A 22,842-nucleotide genomic window follows, 5' to 3' on the forward strand; every position below is an offset into this window, starting at 1 on the left:
TTTAAATCTCAAAATTTTTTTAATTTTACTTGATTTTCTTATAGTTAAATACCTCAAGACTATATACACAATATCTAAGTAAAAGCCCTGATACATTGATATCTACTTGTTTTCGCTGAAAGCGTGATATAATAACAACATCTAATGGAGGTACTTAAATGGAACAGTTAGAATTTAAATTTGATACACAGTTATTAATTGATGGACATGATTTAGATGAAGATGTCATTAATGACTATATTACAGAGAATTTCCAAGGTGACTGCTTATTAGTTGTTGGTGATGATACTTTAATCAAGATTCATTTCCATACAAATGAACCATGGAAGGTGCTTGAATATGCACAATCTATCGGTGATATCTACGATGTTGTTGTAGAGAATATGCAACGTCAAGAAGAAGGTTTAAAGGGATAAAAAAACGAGGGTTTCCTCGTTTTTTAATACCCATTTTCATAGAAGAATTGATCGACTGCTTTGGGGTAATCTTCTAGATTCATATGCATCTTAGAGTGATGTTCAACAAGCCTATCTGCAATATATCCATGGAGCCATACACCCATACGTAGACTGGTAAAGATATCACAATGATATGCAAGTAGTGCAGTTAACATACCAGTCAGTAAATCACCACTACCAGCTTGAGCCAAGGCTTCATTACCTGTTTGGTTAATATAACATTGACCGTTTGGGGTAGCGATAATTGTATGTGCTGATTTTAATACAATATATACTTTTAATTCTTTTGCGCACTTTAAGGCATAGTGCAAAGGATTGCGCATGACTTCTTCTTTTTCTAAGTGGAATAAGTCTGCAAATTCTCCAATATGTGGTGTTAGGATAATCGGTGATTTAGCAAAACGTAATTTCCATGTGTTGTATCGCAACATACGTATGCCTTCAGCATCCAATATCAAAGGAGCATGACATTTTTGAATCATTAGATCAAGACATAATTCTTTCTCGTACATTTGTGTAACACCACTACCAAAGGCAGCCGCATTTACATGTTCAATTGTTGAAGCTAGCTGTTGTTCAACATTGTCAGCAGAAAATGGATGGAATACTGGGGTTGTGTGCTTTGTGGCAATAATAGGGTAGATACCATCAATACATCCTACTTCAATATATGGAAAACCCAGGGATTTTGCACCAGTGATATTTAGGCTGATTGCTCCAGCCATTCCGTAGGAACCTCCAACAAGTAATATCTTTCCACTACTGCCTTTATGTGCAGTTTCTTTTCGTTTCGCAAGATTTTGGAAGAAGAGTGTTTGATTCATCTCTAAAAAGCTACTTTGTTTTGGATGTGGTATATCGAGTGGAACAAGTTCTAACTTTTCAAACAGATGGTGATATTTATGTAGTAGATGGAAAGGTTTATAACAATCTATCGCAAACGTTACTGTAGAATGTAATGCGAATGAATCATGCATGGCAGAATCACATTCAGCACCAGAATTAATATCGATACTATAAATCGGTTTATTTGCATTCTGTATTTGCTTGAATACTACACGTTTATCTTCTGACAATTTGCCATGATATCCAAAACCAAAAATACCATCAATGATAACATCACATTCCTTCAAGCATGTATCTAAAGCCGTCAGAGGTTGAATGATTGAAGGTGAAACTTGTTGATATATCTTCATTGCATCAGGATTGTTTGGAAGACCATTCACCAAAATCAACTTGATATGAAATTGTTTTAAATTGTTGATAAGTGCAAAACAATCGGCACCATTATTACCATTTCCAGCCAGTACTAAAATATTAGATTTAACATCTAAATATGGTAACAGATGGACAGCTAATTTTTTGCCGACAAGATTGATTAAATCAAATGATGAAAGCCCAGATTTTTCTTCAATCTCAAGCATTTCTTTACGACTAACGATCATGTTTTATATCCTTTACAACCATATATTAACACTTACAGAAATCTAATGTGAAAAATTATAATAAAATTATGATATAATTCGCATAAGCAGTAGAAAAAGGAGGATTTGCTAACATGCCAACAAAGAAAACTGTTAAAGACGTAGCAGAAGAAGTAGTTGAAAAGAAGGCTACCAAGAAAAAGGCTGCACCAGCAAAGAAGGCTGAAAAGAAGGAAGCTACTGAAAAGAAAGCTACAACTGCAAAGAAAGTAAAGAAGGAAACACCTGCAGCTAAGACTGTTAAGAAAGAAACTACAAAGAAGAAGGTAGTTAAGAAGACAGCAAAGGATAAGGTAGAAGATTTAGATTTAAAGACAGTTAAAGATTACGAAGATGCAATCAACTGGAAGAAGGGCGAAGCGAAAGCTTTAGATTGGCTCTATATTGAGTTAAGTGCTGACGCATTATTAACTCAATTTGAAGCAGGTAAGGATAACCTAAAGACAGTTTGCCAAGCATTATACAACTGCATGCTTGAAGGTGACTATTATATCGTTGAACCTACAGAAGATAACTGTTTATTAGGTACAGTTGCTGTACGTTTCTATTGCGATAACTTAAGTCCAGAACGTAAGAAAGTTTCTGAAGTAAATCAATAGTATATAAAGCCGAATCGTAAGATTCGACTTTTATTTTGTAAGAATATATGCATTAACCCAAAGAAATACAATCTCAGATAAACCAGTAATCTTCATCTGTAAGATACAATCAAAGAAACAGAAAATACATACCGCAAAAAATAACATTCGATACTGGAAAAACTGAGGTATATCTTTTATCAGGTATACATAGAGAACTAACGTAGTATATGCAAAGAGTAGATGCATGTTTTTGATAATGGTAGATTCAATGTAAGGGAATAGTAACGCAAGAATCGCAATGAGAAAGAATAGAATTCGTATATATTTGTTAGTGTATTCTTTGCATTTCAAAAAAAGATAAAACAGAGAAATCCCCGCTAGTAATAGGGGAAATATACGAATATTAGGTTTAGATAGTAAGACACTAATATTTGTTTCATAGCCCGCAAAAATTATCCAAAGTAGAGTAAATACGATTGGAATAATTGGAAATATTAGACATTGAAAATACTTGTTACTCATATTCATGTCGTTATTATAACAAACTTAGATGCGATAAACTTGTCTAATCATGTTATAATTTTGTCATTATGAAGAAGAAAGAAATATATATCTTGATCAGTATTATCCTAATTGCAGTATTAGGTATTGTTGGTCTAAATATCGCTAAAAACAAAAAACAAACGCCAACTCCAACTCCAACTTCAGAGCCAACTACAGATACAACTCCAACTTCAAAGCCAACTACAGATACAACTCCAACACCTAGTACAGATTCTAGTACACTTGGAATTCCATCTGAACAGCCGGTAGGAATTTGGGTAGGTATTGTTCATCGTGGTAAAGTTATCCAATGGTTTGATTCGGGTGTTGATGGAGAGTATGTTGTTACAGGTGATGTAGGTGAAGTACACGTTGAAGTAAAAGACAAGAAGTGGCATGTACGTGAAGTAGAATGTCCTAACCAATTATGCGTAAAAATGGGTTGGGCAGACGAAAATAGTATTATCCCAATCACTTGTCTTCCAAACGATGTATTTATTGGTTCCGCAAATCTATTATCTGAATATCTAGGTGTGAAATGAGTATATCTAACACAAAACGTTTTACGGTATTAGCACTCTTAGCTGCTATCGCTATTACGTTAAATATTTTAGAAACTACAATGATACCACCGATTATGGGTGTCTTCCGTATTGGTCTAGCAAATATCATGGCATTAGTTGCCTTGCGTATGCTTGGAGTGAAGGAGATGCTGATTGTCAATACGATGCGTGTATTGATTGGTAATCTTTTAACTGGAACAATATTCGGAAGTGTATTCTGGATTAGTTTAGCTGGTGTCGTATTATCCAGTTTGATTTTGATTCTGATGGATCTATTAAAGTCATCCTTGATGTTTACTTCAGTGATGAGTTCGATTGGACACTCTTTAGGACAGGTGTTGGTTGTTACATTCTTCTATATGCAGCCAGCATTTATCGTTGTATTACCTTATTTCTTACTACTATCTATTCCAACAGGATTATTAACTGGATTTGTAGCAACAATCGCTATCCAGCGTGTAAAGCCATTACGTAAGCAAGATTAAGTTCTTGCTTTTTAATTATAGAAAAGAAAAAAGTCATGCGTGTATGCATGACTTATATCTACTGTAAGCAGCAGGGGCAGAGAGAATCGAACTCCCATCAGCGGTTTTGGAGACCGATGTACTACCATTGTACGATGCCCCTAAAATAAAAAGTGACGCGTACGGGATTCGAACCCGTGAATGCCGCCGTGAAAGGGCGGTGTGTTAAGCCACTTCACCAACGCGCCAAGTGCTTGTATAATATAGCATGTCTGGAATTTCTTTGCAATCATTTTATATAAAAAAATTCAAAAAATTTGTATGAATAAAAATAAATGCTTATTTTAGCGCATATCTAGCGCAATTTTATTTATTTAATATAGTGGTCTGATATAATTACATCAACAGAGCAACTTAAAGTTATTGTAATAATATGTAGAAAGAGAGGCTTTTTATGATTGATTATAGTGAAGGAAGCGGAAAACAGTATCATACTGGTGTTGGTAAGGGTGATATAGGTAGATATGTCTTCTTACCAGGTGATCCAAAACGTTGTGCTAAAATCGCAAAATATTTTGATGATGCGGAACTCGTAGCAGACTCACGTGAATATGTAACTTATACGGGATGGTTAAATGGTGTAAAGGTATCTGTTACTTCAACGGGTATTGGTGGACCTAGTGCATCTATCGCAATGGAAGAGTTAACTGCTGTCGGTGCAGATACATTTATCCGTGTAGGTACATGTGGTGGTATGGATTTGAGTGTAAAGAGTGGTGACTTGGTCATCGCAACTGGCGCTATTCGTATGGAAGGAACTTCCAAAGAATACTCCCCAATTGAATATCCAGCTGTTCCAGATTTAGATATTGTAAATGCATTAGTAGAAGGTGCTCGACGTGTTGAGCATCCATATCATACAGGTGTAGTAGAGTGTAAAGATGCTTTCTATGGGCAACATCGTCCAGAAACACTTCCAAATGGACCGGATTTAATTCGCAAGTGGGATGCTTGGCTGAAGATGGGGGCGAAGGCTTCTGAAATGGAATCTGCTGCTCTATTTATCGTAGCTAGTTATTTACATGTTCGTTGTGGAACTGTACTGCTTACGGTCGCAAATCAAGAACGTCAAAGAGCAGGATTACCTAACCCACAAGTTCACGATACAGACCTAGCAATCAAGGCTGCAATTGAAGCAGTGAAATACTTGATTGAACAGGATGGTAGTGCAGACTAAAAAACCCATTCACTAGGAATGAGTTAATCTCTAAGAGAATACCAATCAGTATATTTTCTAAATGCAGAAGGGATTGCAAGTGATTGCAGTTCCTTTTTATTTACAAGATAGTAATGCTCATCTAATGTGTGCTGAATTTCAGCCACTTTGATTTCATATGCATGCATGTTCCATTCTAGATGTGTAAAGATATGTTTTGCATCAGGTAGGGTAGTAATCTTAAGGGGAGTAAAACCTAACGATTCAATATGACGAATTATTTCTGATTTGGTTAGATGTGCATCAATCCCTGGGAATTCGTACAATCCTGCTAACAGTCCTTTGTGAGGTCGCTTATGAATCAAGAATGATTGATCATCACGAATGGCAAAGAGTGTACGTTCTACTATCTTTCTCTCTTTTAGAGAGGAGCGATATGGAATGCTATCTGTCATTTTATTTTGATAGGCAAAGCAGTTTTTATTGAGTGGACATTTCTTACACTGGGGAGCACCATTTGGTACACAAACTGTTTCACCCAATTCCATGATACCTTGATTAAATGAGGAGTAACTAGAATCTGGATGTGTTGAACTGTAGAAATCATTGAGTTTATTTTCAATCATTTCTTTTACCTTTGGCAAACGAATATCATCAGTAATTCCATAATATCTAGTTAGTACGCGTAGTACATTTCCATCGATTGCAGGCGCTGGAAGATTGTATGCAATCGAAGCGATAGCACCCGCTGTATAGGGGCCGATTCCTGGAAGTTTCTTCAGTAGTTCAAAATTTTCTGGCAATTTACCTTCATAATGTTCCATCAAATATATAGCACATTTTTTTAAGTTTCTTGCACGACTATAATATCCAAGGCCTTCCCAAAGTCTCATTAAGCGATCGTCGTCACAGTTGGCTAAACTCGCTATATCAGGCAACTCATTTTTGAATGCACTATATTTAGGCTTAACTGCTTCGATACGTGTTTGTTGTAGCATAATCTCGCTTAACCAAACATCATAAGGATTACCTGTATCACGCCAAGGCATACTGCGCTTGTTTTGGTCATACCATTGTGTTAACTTTTTGATATCTATATTTTTCATCTGATTCATTTTAGCAGATATTGCATCAGTTCGTCATATAGATACAATATAATGAAAATATGAATATATAATTTAATAGTGAAATACTGCATTGCCAATGTTGGAATAGTGTCGTGATTTTCTTTGCTTGATATTGGTATGAAAGTGTTGTCGAAGCATATTATTCTAACGTATATTATATATAACTTATATTATTTACCTTTGTTTTAGATAATTTAATGAAAGGAAATATGCAGATGAACTTGCGAGATTTTTATGAAAAATATGTAATAGTGCTTACTTGTAATGATTTAATCATTGTCGGGGAAGTCTTTGACTACTATCCTGCTGTAGGTACTGAGTCTGGTGAAGATGAAATTGATATTTTCCCAAATGGAACAAATCATATTATTCGGGTAAAAGAAAGTGAAATTCTTTCGATTGAGGAGCTCTTTCTATAATGAGTCGTATAGTCTTCATTTTAATTTTTAGTATGGCATAGAATGATTAACTGTGTTATGGTTGCGTTAATAAGGAATATACAGTAATATCTATGAGTCTTTTATAGAAAACTGATTATACTGGTCGGGAATACAAAAGCTCGATCAGTTTTTCTTTGATGAGAATGAAAAGCAGAGGAAATTTATGAATTTTACAGATTTAGAACTTAAGGAGCCGATACTGAGTGCAGTCAGTAAGGCAAAGTATGAAACACCATCACCAATCCAAGAAAAAGCAATTCCCGTAATGTTGGAAGGAAAGGACATCATTGCCTGTGCTCAAACTGGTACAGGTAAGACAGCCGCTTTCGCATTACCAATTTTAAATAAGCTTGAATATAAGAAGAAACATCAAATCCGCGCATTAGTATTAACCCCTACACGTGAGCTAGCTGTTCAAATTTTCGAGAACTTTAAAAAGTTTGGTAGATATCTGAAGTTACGTGCTTGTTGCGTATATGGTGGTGCTCCATCTGGCCCACAAAGAAAAGCACTCCGTAGTGGTTGTGATATTTTAATTGCGACTCCAGGTCGTTTAAATGACTTTATGGTTCAAGGTGAGATTATCTTAAGTGATATTGAAGTATTCGTACTTGATGAAGCGGATCGTATGTTAGATATGGGATTTATCGGTGATGTACGTACAATCGCAAGTCGTATTCCTGAAGTTCGTCAAACTGTTATGTTCTCTGCTACAATGCCAAAAGAAATTAAAGAATTAGCGAATGAATTATTACATGATCCAGTAGATATTCGTGTCGCACCACCAGCAAGTCCAGCTGAAACAATTACACAGTATCTTGTATACTGCGAAAAGGCAGATAAAAAGCGTGTATTAAAGGATATGCTTATGAGTCCTGAAGTTACTAAGGCTATCGTATTTACAAGAACTAAGATTGGTGCCGATCGTTTAACTAAGAAGTTAATCGAAGATGGTATCAAAGTTCTTACAATCCATGGTGATAAAACACAAGGTCAACGTCAGAATGCATTACAGCGATTTAGAACTAATCAAGTAGATGTATTGGTAGCGACAGATGTTGCGGCACGTGGTATTGATATTTCAGATATTTCACATGTATTCAACTATGATTTACCAGAGGAAGATGAGTCTTATATCCATCGTATTGGTAGGGCTGGAAGAGCTGGTAAAGAGGGGATTTCTATTTCTCTATGTTGTCATGAAGAACTAGGTTTACTTGCGTCCATTGAGAAGATGTTAAAGAAAGAGATTCCGTTAATGAAGACGGAATACTCTATCGAATTAAAGCGTAAGAAAGCAAGTGATAGTAAGTCTAATCGTCGTCCACCATTTAAGAAGAAGTCAGATTCTAGAAGTGGTAGTGATAGAAATAAGAAACGTGATTCTAACAAACGTAATGACAATCAGAAACGTGATGTTGGTGCATCGAAAAAATCGATGCATAAATCCACAAAGCAAAGTAAGTCACAAAAGCCTACTGATAGAAAGCCACGTCATCAATCAAAGAATTACAAGTCAAGAAAAAAGAATACTGGTAGATAAAGAAAATGCAGATGTGAGTCTGCATTTTTATGTTTATTGATTTAAATGTGCAATATAGTTTTCAGCTTGTTTGATGCCATCTACTGCACTAGAGACGATACCACCAGCATATCCAGCGCCTTCACCACATGGATATAGTCCTTGAATCGATGAACTACCTCCATCATCATTACGAATCATTTTGATCGGGGAAGATGAGCGTGTTTCAAGACCTACCATGATGCCATTTTCAATCCAACCGTGTATCTTCTTATCGAATTGTTTCATGCCTTCTTCCATTGCTTGATTTACTTCATCAGAGAAGAATGCATGCATGTCTTTCATGATTGTACCACGTGGATAAGAGGTTTCAATCACAAGTTTATCGGAAGGGGTATGTGCTATGTAGTCTTTGATATTTTGTGCAGGTGCCACAAAGCCTTCATAAAAACCAAGTTGTTCTAATTTCTTTTGAAATAGGAAACCATCGAGTGGATGACCTTGATCAAAGTCATTACGTGGAATTTGGACAAGAATGGCACTATTTGCATTCTTACCTGCACGCATGCTGTAGGACATTCCGTTTACCGCAAGACAATTTTGTTCAGTAGATGCGGGAATTACCACACCACCTGGACACATACAGAACGAATATACACCACGATTAACAGATGTCTTAGCAGTTAATTGATAGGATGATGCTTTGAGCGCAGGATGACCATAATGTTTACCATAGGTACTTTGATCGATAAGACTCTGTGGATGCTCAACACGTACACCAATCGCAAAATCTTTTTGTGTGATCTCAACTCCTTGTGCAAGAAGGGTTTCATAGGTGTCGCTTGCACTATGGCCAGTGCAGAGTATGACACTATCGGTTGTAAAGTCTTGCTTGTTTGTATGAACACCAATAATCTGATTACCGTTTAATAATAGGCTTTCTAGTTTGGTATCAAAGTGTACCTCACCACCAAGACGGATAATCTTTTCACGTATCTTTTTGACGATTGACTGTAATACATCAGTGCCTAGATGAGGGCGTTGTTGGTATAGAATTGCAGGGTTAGCACCAGCTTCTACAAATTCTTCATATACTTTTGAAACACGTACATTCTTCATTCGTGTTGTAAGTTTTCCATCTGAGAACGTTCCAGCTCCACCTTCACCAAACTGTACGTTTGATGATTCTAAAAGTTTACCTTTCGTAAAGAATGCATTGATATCTTTGGTACGTTGTTCAACTGCTTGGCCACGTTCGATGATGATTGGCTTTAGACCAGCTTCTGCTAAGATAAGTCCAGCATACATCCCACTTGGACCAAATCCGACGATAATTGGTCTTTGATTTGGAGTCTTCGTAGTTGTTGGAAGTACGTATATCTCTTTTATTTCTTTTTTTACATCACGATTCTTGAGATATTTATCTTCATTTTTAATAGATGCGTATACACTATAGGAATAGTGTAGGTCATCACCTCTAGCGTCAATTGATTCGCGATCGATTTCAAAGGAATAAATATCGTTGGCTGAACAGCGCAGTTTTTTTGCGATGTGATGAATTGAAAATGTTTCGCCAACTTCACAACGTATCTGGTTAATTTTTAGCATAACGTACCTCTCAACAATGATTATACAATAGCAATCTCTCTTTTGATTAGAGATTGATTTGCGATATAATTTGTACATGAAAATCGCAAAACAAAAGAAAATTAAATCTAGTGAAGATGGTCTTCTTGTAAAGAATATTTTATCTAAACAGATGGGTTTTTCACGTCGTGAAATAAGTAGATTTCATGTGTCTGGTTCAATTTATCTCAATGATGAAAAGTGCAGACTGACACAAGAGGTACATACAAACGATGTAGTGACTGTGCGAACAGAAGAACCACAGTTAGAATCAAAACCAATTATCCTCTATGAGGATACTGATATTGTTGTGGTGAATAAACCTGCTGGCATTCCAAGTCATGCGAGTGCAGAACACTTTGATGATGATATGGGTTCTATTCTGAAACGTTACTATCAAGATGAAAGCTTTACGGTTAGAACTGTAGGGCGTTTGGATAAAGGTGTTTCGGGAATTGTTGTATATGCAAAGACAAAACAAATGGCGGCTCTATTATCATCCGCTCGTGAAGAACAATTATTACATAAAGAATATTTGGCTATCGTAAAGGGCAAGTTTGAAGAGCAAAGAGGAACTTTAACGTATACCTTAGGAAAAGAAAAGGGAATACGTGGAAGAAGTGTAACTGTAGATGGTCAGAAATGTATTACCAATTATGAAGTGATTACAGAGGGTAATTTCTTTTCGTTGATTAAAGTTCATATTGAAACTGGAAGATTACATCAGATACGTGCAGGTATGGCTCATTTTGGGCATCCACTAATTGGTGATCGTCTCTATGGTGGCAGTATGCATGCAATGAAACGTCCTGCATTACATTGTTGGAAGGTGGAGTTTGTCCATCCTAAGACAAGGAAAAAGATTACGGTAGAATGTAAACTGCCAGATGATATGCAAAAGGTAGTCAATAAACTTCAAGAGATAAGTACCGCAGCGAAAGGTTTGTAATCGGAAATATTTAGGCATAGAATCAAATTATAGAAGTACACAAAGGAGTATCTGTATGAAACAGGAAAATCTCGAAAAGATCATTGCGTTTCGTCATGTGTTACATGAACATCCAGAGATATCTAATCATGAAGTATACACAAGAAAATTAATCAAAGAGTTTATCTTAAATCATATGAAGAGTTATCTTGTCTTTGATGAAAAGGATTGGTTGTATTGCATGAAGCCATACCGACCTGAAAAGAAGACAATCGTTTTACGTGCTGATCATGATGCGATTATGAATTCATTGAATACACCATTTCATGGTTGTGGTCATGATGGGCATACTGCAATTTTGTTGGGTGTAATGCTTGAAGAAGAGGAGAAAGAAAGCGAGTATAATATCATCTATCTTTTTCAACCGGCCGAAGAAAATGGTAGTGGTGCAGCTATCTGTAAACCACTATTTGAAAAGTATCATGTAGATAAAATCTTTGGTTTGCATAATATGCCAAACCTAAGAAAGAATGTGATTTACTATCGTCCAGAGACAGTTATGTGTGCATCGGTAGGCTATCGAATCGCTTTGACAGGAGTGCAAAGCCATGCTTCAGAACCTGAAAAGGGACGCAATCCAGTCTATGCTTTATCTGCATTTGCCAAAGCAATTGAACCTCTAGCAAAGCAGACGGGATTTCAACCATTTACATTTGAAAACTATCACTTTAGCTCACTTGCGATGATAACAATCATTCATATGAATGTAGGTAGTTTAAATTTTGGAATTTCGCCAGCAAACGGTGAAATCTGTTTGACACTACGTGCAGCTAAAGAAAATGAGCTATCGATATTAGAAAGATACGTTCGCTCATACTTTGAAGGATTAAAAGGGGAGTTTGAAGTTAGTATTGAAGAATTTGATCGCTTTGATGAAAATTACGCAGATCCATCGTTAGTAGAGAAGACTGTTATGAAATTAAAGACTGCTGGTTTGGAGGTGGAACAATTATCTGAACCAATTCGTGCCAGTGAAGATTTTGGATATTATAAAAGATTTGCCCCAAGTATGTTTGTCTTTGTTGGGATGGGGGCTTGTCCTTCGCTTCATCATGATTCCTATGTGTTTGATGATGAAATTATCCCAACTGCAGTACATATGTTTCAGGTGGTAATAAGATAGTGCTTGCATGTATTTCACAAGTACTATTTTTTCATTGATTTTACATGACTTTTTTCTGAAAAAGGCTTGTATTTTCTAGGGGAATGGAATACTATTAAAAAGCAAGGTGATAACACCGAATGCGCCGATAGCTCAACTGGATAGAGCATTTGACTACGAATCAAAAGGTTGCGGGTTCGACTCCTGCTCGGCGCGCCATTTAAAAAAAGCCCGCTAGAAGCGGTTTTTTTATTAGGATATTTATGCTATCAAATGAGGGAGGACAAAAATATGAGTGATTTTGAAAGCAAAATTAGTTCAGCTGTCCGTGAGGCAGTGAAGCAAGTGTACGATATTGACGCAGATGATTCAATATTGATTGTTGAAACCCCACGTGATCCAAAGATGGGAGACTATTCAACTAGTGTAGCTATGCGCCTTTCCCGAACATTGCATAAGAGTCCATTAGATATTGCTGGACCTATCGTTGAAAAGTTAAAGGAAATCTACACAGAAGCTTCTTCTATCGAAGTTGTTAAGCCTGGCTTCATTAACTTCCGTTTAAAGAAGGATGCTTTAACTGAAGTAATTAACACTGTTATCAACGCTGGTGATGACTATGGTAAGAATAACACTGGTGCAGGTGTGAATGTGTTGGTTGAGTGGGTATCCGCTAACCCTACAGGTGACTTACACTGCGGACATGCTCGTAACGCAGCTTGGGGTGACTGTATCTCACGTCTTTACGAAGCAAGTGGTTATAACAACTACAGAGAGTTCTATGTAAACGATGCTGGTAACCAGATTGTAATGTTAGGTGAATCCTTGATTTCTCGTTACTTTGAACACTTTGGAAAAGAGTATCCACTTCCAGAAGATGGATATCATGCACAGGATATCATCGATATCGCAAATAAGATTGCGGAAACAGATGGTGATAAGTGGTTAAATGCTGATCCTGCAGAACGTCTTGAATACTTCAAGAAGACAGGTGTTGAGTTAGAATTAAAGAAGATTGAAGATGATTTAAAACTATACCGTTGTGATTTCCAGAACTTCCAGCACGAAACATTCTTCTATGAAAACAATCGTAAGCGTATTAACGATTGCTTAGCGAAGATGGCTGAAATGAATCTAACATATGAAAAAGACGGCGCTCTTTGGTTTAAGAGTACTGAATATGGCGATGACAAGGACCGTGTATTACGTAAGAGCGATGGAACATTGTCTTACTTAACACCAGATATCGCTAACCACATCTATAAGATTGAAAGAGGCTATGACCACTTAATCAACTTATGGGGTGCTGACCACCATTCTTACGTAACACGTATGCAGTCTGCTTTAACTGCTTTAGGTTATCCAGATGTACTTAAGGTAGATATCATCCAGATGGTACGTATGGTTGAAGATGGTAAGGAAGTGAAGATGTCCAAGCGTACAGGTAATGCGATTACAATTCGTGAACTTTGCGAAGACGTAGGTGTTGACGCTGCTCGTTGGTTCTTCGTTTCTAAGGACGTTGCGACTCATATGGATTTCGATATGAAGTTAGCTCGTTCTAAGGACAACAACAACCCTGTATTCTATGCACAGTATGCATATTCCCGTATGCATTCCATTATGAACAATCCTAAGATTCCTGCATTCACACAGGTAGCTACTTATGATCGTCTCAGTGATGAGAAGGAATTACAGTTGATGAAACTCATCAGTGAATTCCCAATCGAAGTTGCAAATGCAGCAGCAACCAGAAAGCCAAACAAGATTACTGAATACATCATTTCTCTTGTTAAGGTTTACCACAGCTACTACAACAGTTCACGTGTAAATAACCCAGAAGATCCTGAGTTAACAAACCAACGTTTAGGCTTAGTAAAGGCTACAATGGTAACATTGAAGAATGCTCTTAACCTTGTTGGTGTAGAAGCACCTGAATCAATGTAATTCAACAATAAGAACGATAAATATGGTCCTTATAGCAATATAAGGGCTTTTATTGTGATTTTTTAGCATTTTTTAACAGAAAGTAATACGAAGATTTTTACAAAAAAATACAAAATTTTAGGCATTATGTTTCCAAATATAGATAAAAATATGTTTATAATAATAGTATAGATTTGAAACCGGTTACATATCATGCGCGCGATATGTAGCCCAAATGAAAAGACAATAGGAGGAAAGCAAATGTCTAACATTCATGTAACGAGTGAAATTAAAACACTCAAAAAGGTTTTATTACACAGGCCAGGAGATGAATTATTAAATCTTACACCTGAAACATTAGGAGAATTATTATTTGATGATATTCCTGATCTTTACGAAGCACAGGTTGAACACGATCGTTTCGCTAAGATCTTACGTGACAACGGTGTTGAAGTTGTTTATCTTGAAGATTTAATGGCTGAAACATTAGATGCTCACCCAGAAATTAAGGAACAGTTCCTTGATCAGTGGTTAGTTGAATCAGGTGTTCATACAACTGAATATCATAAGATTATTAAGGACTACTTAGCTAAGTTTACAAATACTAAGGAATTAGTTCTAAAGACAATGGCTGGTATCACATTCAGAGAAATTGGTGAAATCCACACAAACTTCTTAGTTGACCGTCTTGAATCTAACTCTCACTTATTAGTAAACCCAATGCCAAACCTATACTTTACACGCGACCCATTCGCTTCTGTAGGTAATGGTGCAGTTATTAACAGAATGTATTCTGTAACAAGAAACCGTGAAACAATCTATGCAGATTACATCTTTAGATTCCATCCAGAATATGCTGGAAATGTTCCAGACTTATATGGACGTAATAACCACTTCCATATTGAAGGTGGAGACGTATTAAACGTTAATGAAAAACTCTTATTCATCGGTATTTCACAGAGAACACAGGCTGAAGCTATTCAGGACTTAGCTATGAAGATGTTCTATGAAAACGAAGGAAATAAGATTGAGACAATTTTAGCTTTCAATATTCCTAATTCACGTGCATTCATGCACTTAGATACAGTATTTACACAAATTGATACTGATGCATTTACAATTCACCCAGGTATCATGGGAACATTACAGGTATTTGCATTAACAGCTGATCGTGCAAATCATGATGTTCATATCGAAGAACATACAGGTAAGTTAGAAGATATTCTTGCTAAGTTCATGGGCTTAGATAAGGTTCGTTTATTCCCTTGCGGAGCTGGCGACCCATTAGCTGCTGAACGTGAACAGTGGAACGATGGTTCTAATACATTAACAATCGCTCCTGGTAAGATTATCGTTTACAAGCGCAACTATGTTACAAACCAATATCTAAAGGATAATGGATTTGAAGTATTAGAATTAGAAGCATCCAACTTATGCGTAGGACGTGGCGGACCAAGATGTATGTCCATGCCATTAGTTCGTGAAGACTAAGTTTAAAAATTAAATAACCATATAAATAGAAAAAATATTAAGAAAAGGAGCTATTATGGGCGTAAATGTTAGAGGAAGAAGTTTTTTAACACTATTAGATTTTACATCTGATGAAATCAGATATTTCTTAGAATTATCTGCTGAATTCAAGAGATTAAAGGCTAACGGTGTTGACCACAGTTATTTAAAGGGCAAGCAGGTTGTGCTCTTGTTCGAAAAGACATCTACAAGAACACGTTGTGCATTCGAAGTTGGTGCACGTGACTTAGGTATGGGTGTTACATTCCTAGATTCTGGATCATCACAGATGGGTAAGAAGGAATCATTGGAAGATACAGCTAAGGTATTAGGTCGTATGTACGATGGTATCGAATACCGTGGATTTAAGCAGGAAGTAGTTGAAGAACTTGCTAAGTATTCTGGTGTTCCTGTATGGAATGGTTTAACAGACTTATATCACCCAACACAGATGTTGGCTGATATCTTAACAGTTAAGGAAGAATTCGGCGATGTTAGAGGCCGTAAGTTAACATTCTTCGGTGATGCTCGTAATAACGTTGCTAACTCATTGATGATTGTTTGTGCTAAGTTAGGTATGCACTTCTGCGCATGCGGACCTAAGGAATTAATGCCTTCAGATGAACTCGTTGCTAAGTGCAGAGAAGTAGCTAGCAAGACAGGCGCTGAAATCGAATTAACAGATGACATCAAGATCGGTGCTAAGGATGCAGATGTTCTTTACACAGATATTTGGTTATCAATGGGTGAACCAGAAGAATTATGGGAGCCAAGAATTAAGCTCTTACGTCCTTACCAGGTTAATAAGGAATTAATGGCAATGGCTAAGCCAACTGCTATCTTCTTACACTGCTTACCATCATTCCATGATCGTAACACAACAGTTGGTGAGAACATTTACCAGAAGTATGGCTTAGAGGCTATGGAAGTTACAGATGATGTATTCTTAGGCACACAAGCTAGACAATTTGATGAGGCAGAGAACCGCATGCATACAATCAAGGCTGTTATGTATGCTACTCTGAAGTAATTACATGGCAAAGCGTATAGTAGTAGCTCTTGGGGGTAATGCTTTAGGCAATACCCCTGAAGAGCAGCTTGAATTAGTTCGTCATACTGCTAAGACTATCGTTGATTTAGCACAGGACGGCTATGAAGTAATTGTTGGTCATGGTAATGGACCACAGGTTGGAATGATTAACTTAGCTATGGAATTCTCATGCACAAAGGGTGGTAATACTCCATATATGCCATTCCCAGAATGTGGTGCGATGTCCCAAGGCTATATCGGTTATCATTTACAACAAGCAATTCAGCAGGAATTAAAGGCTCGTGGCGTTGACAAGGAATGTGCAGCTATTGTTACACAGGTAGTTGTTGATGCAAACGATCCAGGATTTGCTAAACCTACAAAACCAGTAGGAAGCTTCTATACTAAGGAAGAAGCAGATAAGATTGCTGCTGAAAAGGGCTTTACATTTGTAGAAGATGCAGGACGTGGATATCGTCGTGTTGTACCTTCACCAATTCCACAACGTATCGTTGAATTAAAGGTTGTTGAACAACTTGTTAAGGCTGGCGACATCGTTATTACAGTTGGTGGCGGAGGAATCCCTGTAGTTGAAACAGAGCAAGGATTAAAGGGCGTTGCAGCTGTTATCGATAAGGACCGTTCTAGTGCATTACTAGCACAGTCCATTGGTGCAGATATGTTGATTATCTTAACTGCAGTTGACAGAGTATGCATTAACTATAACAAGCCTGATCAAAAGGAACTTCCAACAATGACATTGGAAGAAGCAGAGAAGTATATCGAAGAGAAGCAATTTGCTCCTGGAAGTATGCTTCCAAAGGTTCAATCATGCATGGAATTTGTTAAGAATAACACACATGGTGGAACTGCATTAATTACATCATTACAAAAAGCAAAAGTTGCTTTACAAGGTGAAACAGGCACCATTATTACTAAATAATTAGAAGGGGGGATAGTATGTCTGTGAAAGCCAAGAAACGCTCATTAACAGCGTTTACGATTTTATTTATCATTTTAGCAGTACTTTGTGTAATTTCTGTATTATTAAATGGACAGCCAATCAGCGATAGCTTAATCAGTGGTTTAGACCCTGAGAAGTATGGTGACTTGGTTAACATGGTTGCTAACGGCAAAACCGTTACGGTTGTCGGCGCAAAGTTCAGTGATTTCTTCATGGCATTCCCAAGAGGATTTGTGGATGCTGCAGACTTGATTGTATTTATTATGGCAATCGGTGGATTCATCGGTGTTGTAATGAAGACTGGTGCTCTTGAAGCGGGTGTTTATCACTTAGTTAAGAAGATGCACGGTAAGGAAGAATTCTTAATCGGTTTCTTGATGTTCTTATTCTCTATCGGTGGTTCTACATACGGTATGGCTGAAGAAACTATTGGTTTCTACGCTTTGATTACTACAGCATTAGTAGCAGCTGGCTTCGATACAATGGTAGCAGTTGCGACTGTATTGCTCGGTGCAGGTTGTGGTGTATTAGGTTCAACAATTAACCCATTTGCTACTGGTGCAGCTATGGCTGCATTGCAGAGTGTTAACGTTCCTTATGACAACACATTAGTTATGATTCTTGGTTTTGCATTGTGGTTTACATCACTTGCAATCGCTATTTTCTTTGTATTAGCATACGCTAAGAAGGTTAAGGCTGATAAAGGCTCAACAATTCTTTCTCTACAAGAGCAGGAAGATATGCGTGAACACTTTACAAAGGATGATGGCGATAAGTTAGAATTTACTGGCAAGCATAAGGCTGTATTAGTTGTATTCGCAATCTCATTTGCAGTTATGATTATCAGTTTGATTTCCTATATGGATATTATCTATAAAGGTAATGAAGAAGCTTATTTAGCAGCATTCGGATGGACTTCAGTCGTAACGGGTGAGCCTTTAGGCCTATGGTATTTCTCTCAATTAGCTGCTTGGTTTACATTCTCAAGTATTCTTATCGCTATCATGGCTAGAATGTCTGAAAGAGAATTCATTGATACATTCTTAGATGGTGCTAAGGACTTATTATCTGTAGCTATCGTTATCGCAGTTGCACGTGGTATTACAGTCGTTATGAAGTCTACTCATATGGACTTCTGGATCTTGGACAAGGCAGCAGGTTTGTTGATGGGTGTTCCAGGATTCGTATTCGCTCCTCTATCATATGTAATTTACTTAGTATTGAGTTTCTTAGTTCCTTCTACATCCGGACTTGCTGGATTCTCAATGCCAGTAATGGGTGGTTTAGCAAATACATTAGGCTTCAACGCTTCAATTATGATCAATATCTTCTGCGCTGGTTGCGGATTAATCAACCTCTTCACACCAACATCTGGTGTAGTAATGGGTGGTCTAGGTGCAGCTAAGGTTGAACTAAAGACATATATGAAGTGGGGTATGAAGTTATTTGTAGCGATTGCTATCGCAAATATCGTTGTTCTATCATTAGCAATGATGTTAATCAAATAATTAAAACTCAAATATGTTTAGGATAGAGTTCCGGCTGTGTGAGAGCACGGTCGGAACTTTCCGCTTTTATACAAATATGCTATGATATGTACAACAGAGGTACAACAATTATGACAAAGACAGCAACTATTCAAGATAGCTGGACGTCGGAAACTAATCCCATCTCATTTTGCTCATTTGACTTTGAAGCAATTGAGAAACCAACCAAAGCTTTGATGCATCAGGCTGCCCGTTTTATGTACTTTAATAAAGGTGTCGGTAAGATCAAAGTAGATGGTGTGGAGTATGACATTAAACCACATACACTATGTGCAATTACACCATGGAAGATTACAGATATTATTGATGTAAGAGATACCTTACATCTAAATCTTGTAATTTATGATTATCAGTTTATTAATACAATGCTAAAGGTAACACCAGGTTTGGAAGAAGAAAGTGTAGACTTACTAAATTTCCTTGCGGTAGAGCCAGTCGTGTATTTAAACGAGGAACAGACAAAATATGTAGATGGAATCATGTCCCATTTGCAAAATGAACTTGGTGTTGATTCTGCATTAGTCAGGCAACCTACAAAACCATTGTCCTTCCTTTATTCACTCGTTAAAATCATTGAGTTGATGGTGGCGTATCGTCGCTACTTTAAAGCGAGTGAAGAAGTGGTAAACGAAGAAAATGCATCAGTTATGCAGAATTCGATATTGAGTTATATTTATTCCCATTCTTCAGAACGTTTAACACTCGAAAAAGTTGCGGAAGTATTCTTTATATCAGAATCAACATTGTCAAAGAAGTTAACCGATTTAACAGGTACTACATTTACAAAATTACTGAACAATATTCGTATTGAAAAAACATCAGACTATCTGATTTATACGGATATGACATTAGAAGAAATTGCCGTTCTCCTTGGTTTTGCGGATGCATCACATCTATCAAAACACTTTGTGGAAAAGGTTGGTATTACACCAAATAAATACCGTAAGATCTATAGCAAAGTAAAATCTGGATATAATCGCGCTGATAAGAACGTTGCCTTCGAAGTAACAAACTATCTCTACAAGCACTATGATACAGAGAAGTTACTTGCAAGTACGATGGCTGAGAAATACGGTGTTAGTGTTTCAGAATTAAATCGATCATTACTATATTATTCTGAGAAAAACTTTGAAACATTATTAAATTTTATTCGTATTAACAAAGCTAGTGAGTTATTGATATCTACAACATATTCTGTCTTAGATATTGCAGTAGCTGTAGGTTATAACAATATCAAGACATTCAATCTTAACTTTTACAAATTCAAAGCCATGACACCAACAGAGTTCCGTACAGGAATTACACTGCAAAAAGTGGACCGTTCTGAGAGTGGCTTTACAGGATAACTATAATTAGAAAGTTGGGTAAATAATGAAACCATTCTATGTGACAGGGCATATGAATCCTGATTGTGATGCAATCGTATCCGCAATCGCGTATGCTCATCTCAAACAACAGCTAGGGCAGGATGCTATCGCATGTGCTTTAGGCAAGGCAAAGAGTGAAACACAGTATTTATTACAGAAGTTTGGTTTTGAACATCCGAAACTAATCCATACAGCTAGATGCATGTTATCGGAAATAGAAAAGGATGATCCATTACTTGCTGGCCCAGATTTAACAATGAAAGAAGCATTAGACCTTATTTTATCTCGTAAAAATAAAGGTATTTTCATCGTTGATGAAAAAGAAAGACTTTTAGGATTGTTATCTGTTTCTGACTTAACAAAGCTTTGGGCAGAAAGTGGTAAGTCATTAAAAGACTTAATCAGCACAGCTACATTAACCAATATCGCAAGAGTACTAAAAGGTAAGTATTATTGCGAATCAAAACAGTATCGTCCAAGTGGTATTGTGCAAATCATGCCTTCCATGTCTGATAAGCCAGAAGTATATAAGAATTCTATTGTAATTGTACGTAATAATCCGGATATTCAACGATTCGTGATTGATGCAGGTGCAGCACTTGTAGTTGTATCTGGTGAAGATTGGATTGATGCAGTTACTTTATCCTATGCAAAAGAAAAGGGCATACCTATGTTGCATACGGATTACTCTGTAATTGAATGTTCACGATTGATTTATCAAACACCATCTGTCAAATCAGTGATGACAACAGATGTCATGACGTTCCAAGAAACAGAGTATGTTGATGAGGTAAGTGATCATATCGCTAAGACGCGGTATCGTACATATCCAGTATTAGATAAAGAGGGTAGAGTTGTAGGTGCTATTTCACGCTATCACTTATTCCATTATGAAAAGAAGAAGTTTATTCTCGTCGACCATAATGAAGCAATGCAATCCGTACGTGATTTAGAGTTTGGTGAGGTAGTTGAGATTGTAGACCACCATCGTATGGGTGGTATTGAAACAGTGACACCAATCAATATCGTCGCACGTACGGTAGGAAGTACTGCTGCAATCATTACAGGCTTATATAAGTCATCTCATATTAAGTTACCAAAGAATCTAGCAGGTATTCTTCTTGGTGCTGCTATTAACGATACGATGTGCTTGCAGTCACCAACGACGACAACATTTGATCATGAAATGGTGAAGTACTTGGAAGAAGTATCAGGCACAAAAGCAGTTGACCTATATCAAGAGATGTTAGATGCCTCTGATTCCGTTACAAATAAGACAGATGTAGAGTTACTCTATAATGACTTCAAAGAATTTAGAATTAGTGGTACAAGAATTGCGATTGCACAGGTACAATGCAAGAGAGATGATTACTTTGCAATCAAAGATCACTTCCATGCATTCATGGAAGAGACAGCAGAGGCACAACATTACGATTTAGTATTAACACTGTTTACTGATCCTATGGGGTCAGGCTCCTACTTTTTAGCAGCAGGAAAGAAGTCTAGTATCGTTACAGAAGCTTTTGGTGATCTTCTCAACAAAGATCATTTTGGAAAGGGTATTGTATCTCGCAAGAAGCAAGTACTACCAATTATTATCGATACTTTAAAGTGATATACTATAGTACGAAAGGTATGACAATGAAAAAGTTTATTGTGGATGAGGGTTTTTGGAAGATATTTCCAGAAGCTAGTATTGCGGTATTAGCTGTGAAAAATGTTCAAGAATCTATTCATTTAGATGATGAAAAGGCAGCAGAAATCAAAGCATTATTAGATAGCGCAAATGAAGGTGCTAAGAAGTACTTGACCAGTGAAGTGATTTCAGAAAATACAGTTGTAAAGACATGGCGTGAGGCATATTCTAAATTCCCTACAAAGAAAGGTGCGCGTTGCTCGATTGAAGCATTACTAAAGCGTGTACTGCATGGTACACCAGTTGGTTCAATTGCGCCAACTGTTGATATTACAAATGCAATTTCATTAAAGTATGCATTCCCAATTGGGGCAGAGAATATGGAAGCCTTCAAGGGTGACTTACACTTAGGTATTATGAAGGGTGGAGAAGACTTCTGGCCAATTGGTTCAGACAAGCCAGAACCACCACTTGCAGGTGAAATTGCATACTACGATGAAGAGGGTGTTATCTGTCGTTGTTGGAACTGGCGTGATGGAAAACGTACAGAAGTGACAGATGATACAACAGTTGAATTTATTGCCATGGAGTGCGTAGAACCAAACCGTGTAGGAGACTTACAAGAAGCAGTTGATGAACTTGCAAATCTTTTAACACAGTATGTTGGTGCAGAAGTCATTAACCAACAGATTATCAATATCCATACAAAGGAAACAATGATTCAAGAATAAATATACAATGCGACTCAT

20 protein-coding genes and 3 tRNA genes are annotated in these 22,842 nt (G+C 37.0%); 18 read left to right on the plus strand and 5 right to left on the minus strand.

The annotated features are described in order from the left end of the window. Positions 1-158: 158 nt before the first annotated feature. Positions 159-416, plus strand: coding sequence for a kinase to dihydroxyacetone kinase (locus RYK16_RS06920; RefSeq protein WP_294209435.1), 258 nt, complete (start codon positions 159-161; stop codon positions 414-416). Positions 417-439: 23 nt separating this feature from the next. On the opposite strand, the gene RYK16_RS06925 is transcribed toward RYK16_RS06920, so the two are convergent. Continuing rightward, positions 440-1,903: an NAD(P)H-hydrate dehydratase gene (locus RYK16_RS06925; protein WP_314851544.1), complete on the minus strand. Its 1,464-nt coding sequence runs from the start codon at positions 1,901-1,903 to the stop codon at positions 440-442. A gap of 113 nt (positions 1,904-2,016) precedes the next feature. Between RYK16_RS06925 and RYK16_RS06930 the strand changes: the two genes are divergently transcribed. The 3 genes from RYK16_RS06930 to RYK16_RS06940 all read left to right on the plus strand — a co-directional run bounded on the left by RYK16_RS06930 (position 2,017) and on the right by RYK16_RS06940 (position 4,114). Continuing rightward, the gene (locus RYK16_RS06930; RefSeq protein ID WP_314851545.1) at positions 2,017-2,541 is read left to right on the plus strand and encodes a hypothetical protein; all 525 of its coding nucleotides are present in this window, start codon (positions 2,017-2,019) and stop codon (positions 2,539-2,541) included. 572 nt (positions 2,542-3,113) lie between these two features. Beyond that, positions 3,114-3,608, plus strand: coding sequence for a NusG domain II-containing protein (locus tag RYK16_RS06935; RefSeq protein WP_314851546.1), 495 nt, complete (start codon positions 3,114-3,116; stop codon positions 3,606-3,608). Next, positions 3,605-4,114, plus strand: a complete 510-nt coding sequence (locus RYK16_RS06940) for a Gx transporter family protein (RefSeq protein WP_314851547.1) — start codon at positions 3,605-3,607, stop codon at positions 4,112-4,114. The genes RYK16_RS06935 and RYK16_RS06940 overlap by 4 nt, the downstream gene beginning before the upstream one ends. A 71-nt stretch (positions 4,115-4,185) precedes the next feature. On the opposite strand, the gene RYK16_RS06945 is transcribed toward RYK16_RS06940, so the two are convergent. Both RYK16_RS06945 and RYK16_RS06950 read right to left on the minus strand, forming a co-directional pair. After that, positions 4,186-4,256: transfer RNA gene (locus RYK16_RS06945), tRNA-Trp, on the minus strand. Positions 4,257-4,267: 11 nt separating this feature from the next. Further along, positions 4,268-4,341 (minus strand) — tRNA-Glu (locus tag RYK16_RS06950). A 206-nt stretch (positions 4,342-4,547) separates the two neighbouring features. Here RYK16_RS06950 and udp point away from each other — a divergent pair. Continuing rightward, positions 4,548-5,330 (plus strand): uridine phosphorylase, encoded by a 783-nt coding sequence (gene udp / locus RYK16_RS06955; RefSeq protein ID WP_314851548.1) that lies wholly within the window; start codon positions 4,548-4,550, stop codon positions 5,328-5,330. A 23-nt stretch (positions 5,331-5,353) separates the two neighbouring features. Here the strand turns inward: udp and RYK16_RS06960 are convergent, their stop codons facing one another. After that, positions 5,354-6,415, minus strand: a complete 1,062-nt coding sequence (locus RYK16_RS06960) for an A/G-specific adenine glycosylase (RefSeq protein WP_314851549.1) — start codon at positions 6,413-6,415, stop codon at positions 5,354-5,356. Between the two features lie 230 nt (positions 6,416-6,645). On the opposite strand from RYK16_RS06960, the gene RYK16_RS06965 reads away from it, so the two are divergent. Continuing rightward, entirely contained in the window at positions 6,646-6,855 is a 210-nt protein-coding gene (locus tag RYK16_RS06965) for a hypothetical protein (RefSeq protein WP_314851550.1), read from the plus strand. A 184-nt stretch (positions 6,856-7,039) separates the two neighbouring features. Beyond that, a complete protein-coding gene (locus tag RYK16_RS06970; RefSeq protein ID WP_314851551.1) occupies positions 7,040-8,419 on the plus strand; it encodes a DEAD/DEAH box helicase in 1,380 nt (459 codons plus the stop codon). Between the two features lie 33 nt (positions 8,420-8,452). Here RYK16_RS06970 and RYK16_RS06975 read toward each other — a convergent pair whose 3' ends face one another. Beyond that, positions 8,453-10,006: an FAD-dependent protein gene (locus RYK16_RS06975; protein WP_314851552.1), complete on the minus strand. Its 1,554-nt coding sequence runs from the start codon at positions 10,004-10,006 to the stop codon at positions 8,453-8,455. Positions 10,007-10,082: 76 nt separating this feature from the next. Between RYK16_RS06975 and RYK16_RS06980 the strand changes: the two genes are divergently transcribed. The 11 genes from RYK16_RS06980 (at position 10,083) to RYK16_RS07030 (ending at position 22,824) form a co-directional block, all read left to right on the plus strand. Then, positions 10,083-10,973: an RluA family pseudouridine synthase gene (locus RYK16_RS06980; protein WP_314851553.1), complete on the plus strand. Its 891-nt coding sequence runs from the start codon at positions 10,083-10,085 to the stop codon at positions 10,971-10,973. Between the two features lie 55 nt (positions 10,974-11,028). Further along, complete coding sequence (locus RYK16_RS06985; RefSeq protein ID WP_314851554.1) at positions 11,029-12,135, plus strand: M20/M25/M40 family metallo-hydrolase; 1,107 nt, start codon at positions 11,029-11,031, stop codon at positions 12,133-12,135. A 121-nt stretch (positions 12,136-12,256) separates the two neighbouring features. Further along, a tRNA-Arg gene (locus RYK16_RS06990) sits at positions 12,257-12,333 on the plus strand. 72 nt (positions 12,334-12,405) lie between these two features. Then, positions 12,406-14,061 carry an arginine--tRNA ligase gene (gene argS, locus RYK16_RS06995; protein WP_314851555.1) on the plus strand — a complete coding sequence of 552 codons (1,656 nt, stop codon included), beginning with the start codon at positions 12,406-12,408 and terminating at the stop codon, positions 14,059-14,061. Between the two features lie 240 nt (positions 14,062-14,301). Continuing rightward, the gene (gene arcA, locus RYK16_RS07000) at positions 14,302-15,531 is read left to right on the plus strand and encodes an arginine deiminase (RefSeq protein WP_294209280.1); all 1,230 of its coding nucleotides are present in this window, start codon (positions 14,302-14,304) and stop codon (positions 15,529-15,531) included. Positions 15,532-15,586: 55 nt separating this feature from the next. Continuing rightward, complete coding sequence (gene argF, locus RYK16_RS07005) at positions 15,587-16,579, plus strand: ornithine carbamoyltransferase (protein ID WP_294025049.1); 993 nt, start codon at positions 15,587-15,589, stop codon at positions 16,577-16,579. Positions 16,580-16,583: 4 nt separating this feature from the next. Then, positions 16,584-17,522 (plus strand): carbamate kinase, encoded by a 939-nt coding sequence (arcC, locus tag RYK16_RS07010; protein WP_294025051.1) that lies wholly within the window; start codon positions 16,584-16,586, stop codon positions 17,520-17,522. 17 nt (positions 17,523-17,539) lie between these two features. Then, complete coding sequence (locus tag RYK16_RS07015) at positions 17,540-19,051, plus strand: YfcC family protein (protein ID WP_314851556.1); 1,512 nt, start codon at positions 17,540-17,542, stop codon at positions 19,049-19,051. A 110-nt stretch (positions 19,052-19,161) separates the two neighbouring features. Then, a complete protein-coding gene (locus RYK16_RS07020; RefSeq protein ID WP_314110303.1) occupies positions 19,162-20,436 on the plus strand; it encodes an AraC family transcriptional regulator in 1,275 nt (424 codons plus the stop codon). 25 nt (positions 20,437-20,461) lie between these two features. After that, positions 20,462-22,072 (plus strand): putative manganese-dependent inorganic diphosphatase, encoded by a 1,611-nt coding sequence (locus RYK16_RS07025; protein ID WP_314851557.1) that lies wholly within the window; start codon positions 20,462-20,464, stop codon positions 22,070-22,072. A 26-nt stretch (positions 22,073-22,098) separates the two neighbouring features. Beyond that, positions 22,099-22,824, plus strand: coding sequence for a phenylalanine--tRNA ligase beta subunit-related protein (locus RYK16_RS07030; protein ID WP_314851559.1), 726 nt, complete (start codon positions 22,099-22,101; stop codon positions 22,822-22,824). Positions 22,825-22,842 lie beyond the last annotated feature (18 nt).

It is taken from the genome of uncultured Solobacterium sp., assembly GCF_963550625.1.
Lineage (GTDB): Bacteria > Bacillota_I > Bacilli_A > Erysipelotrichales > Erysipelotrichaceae > Bulleidia.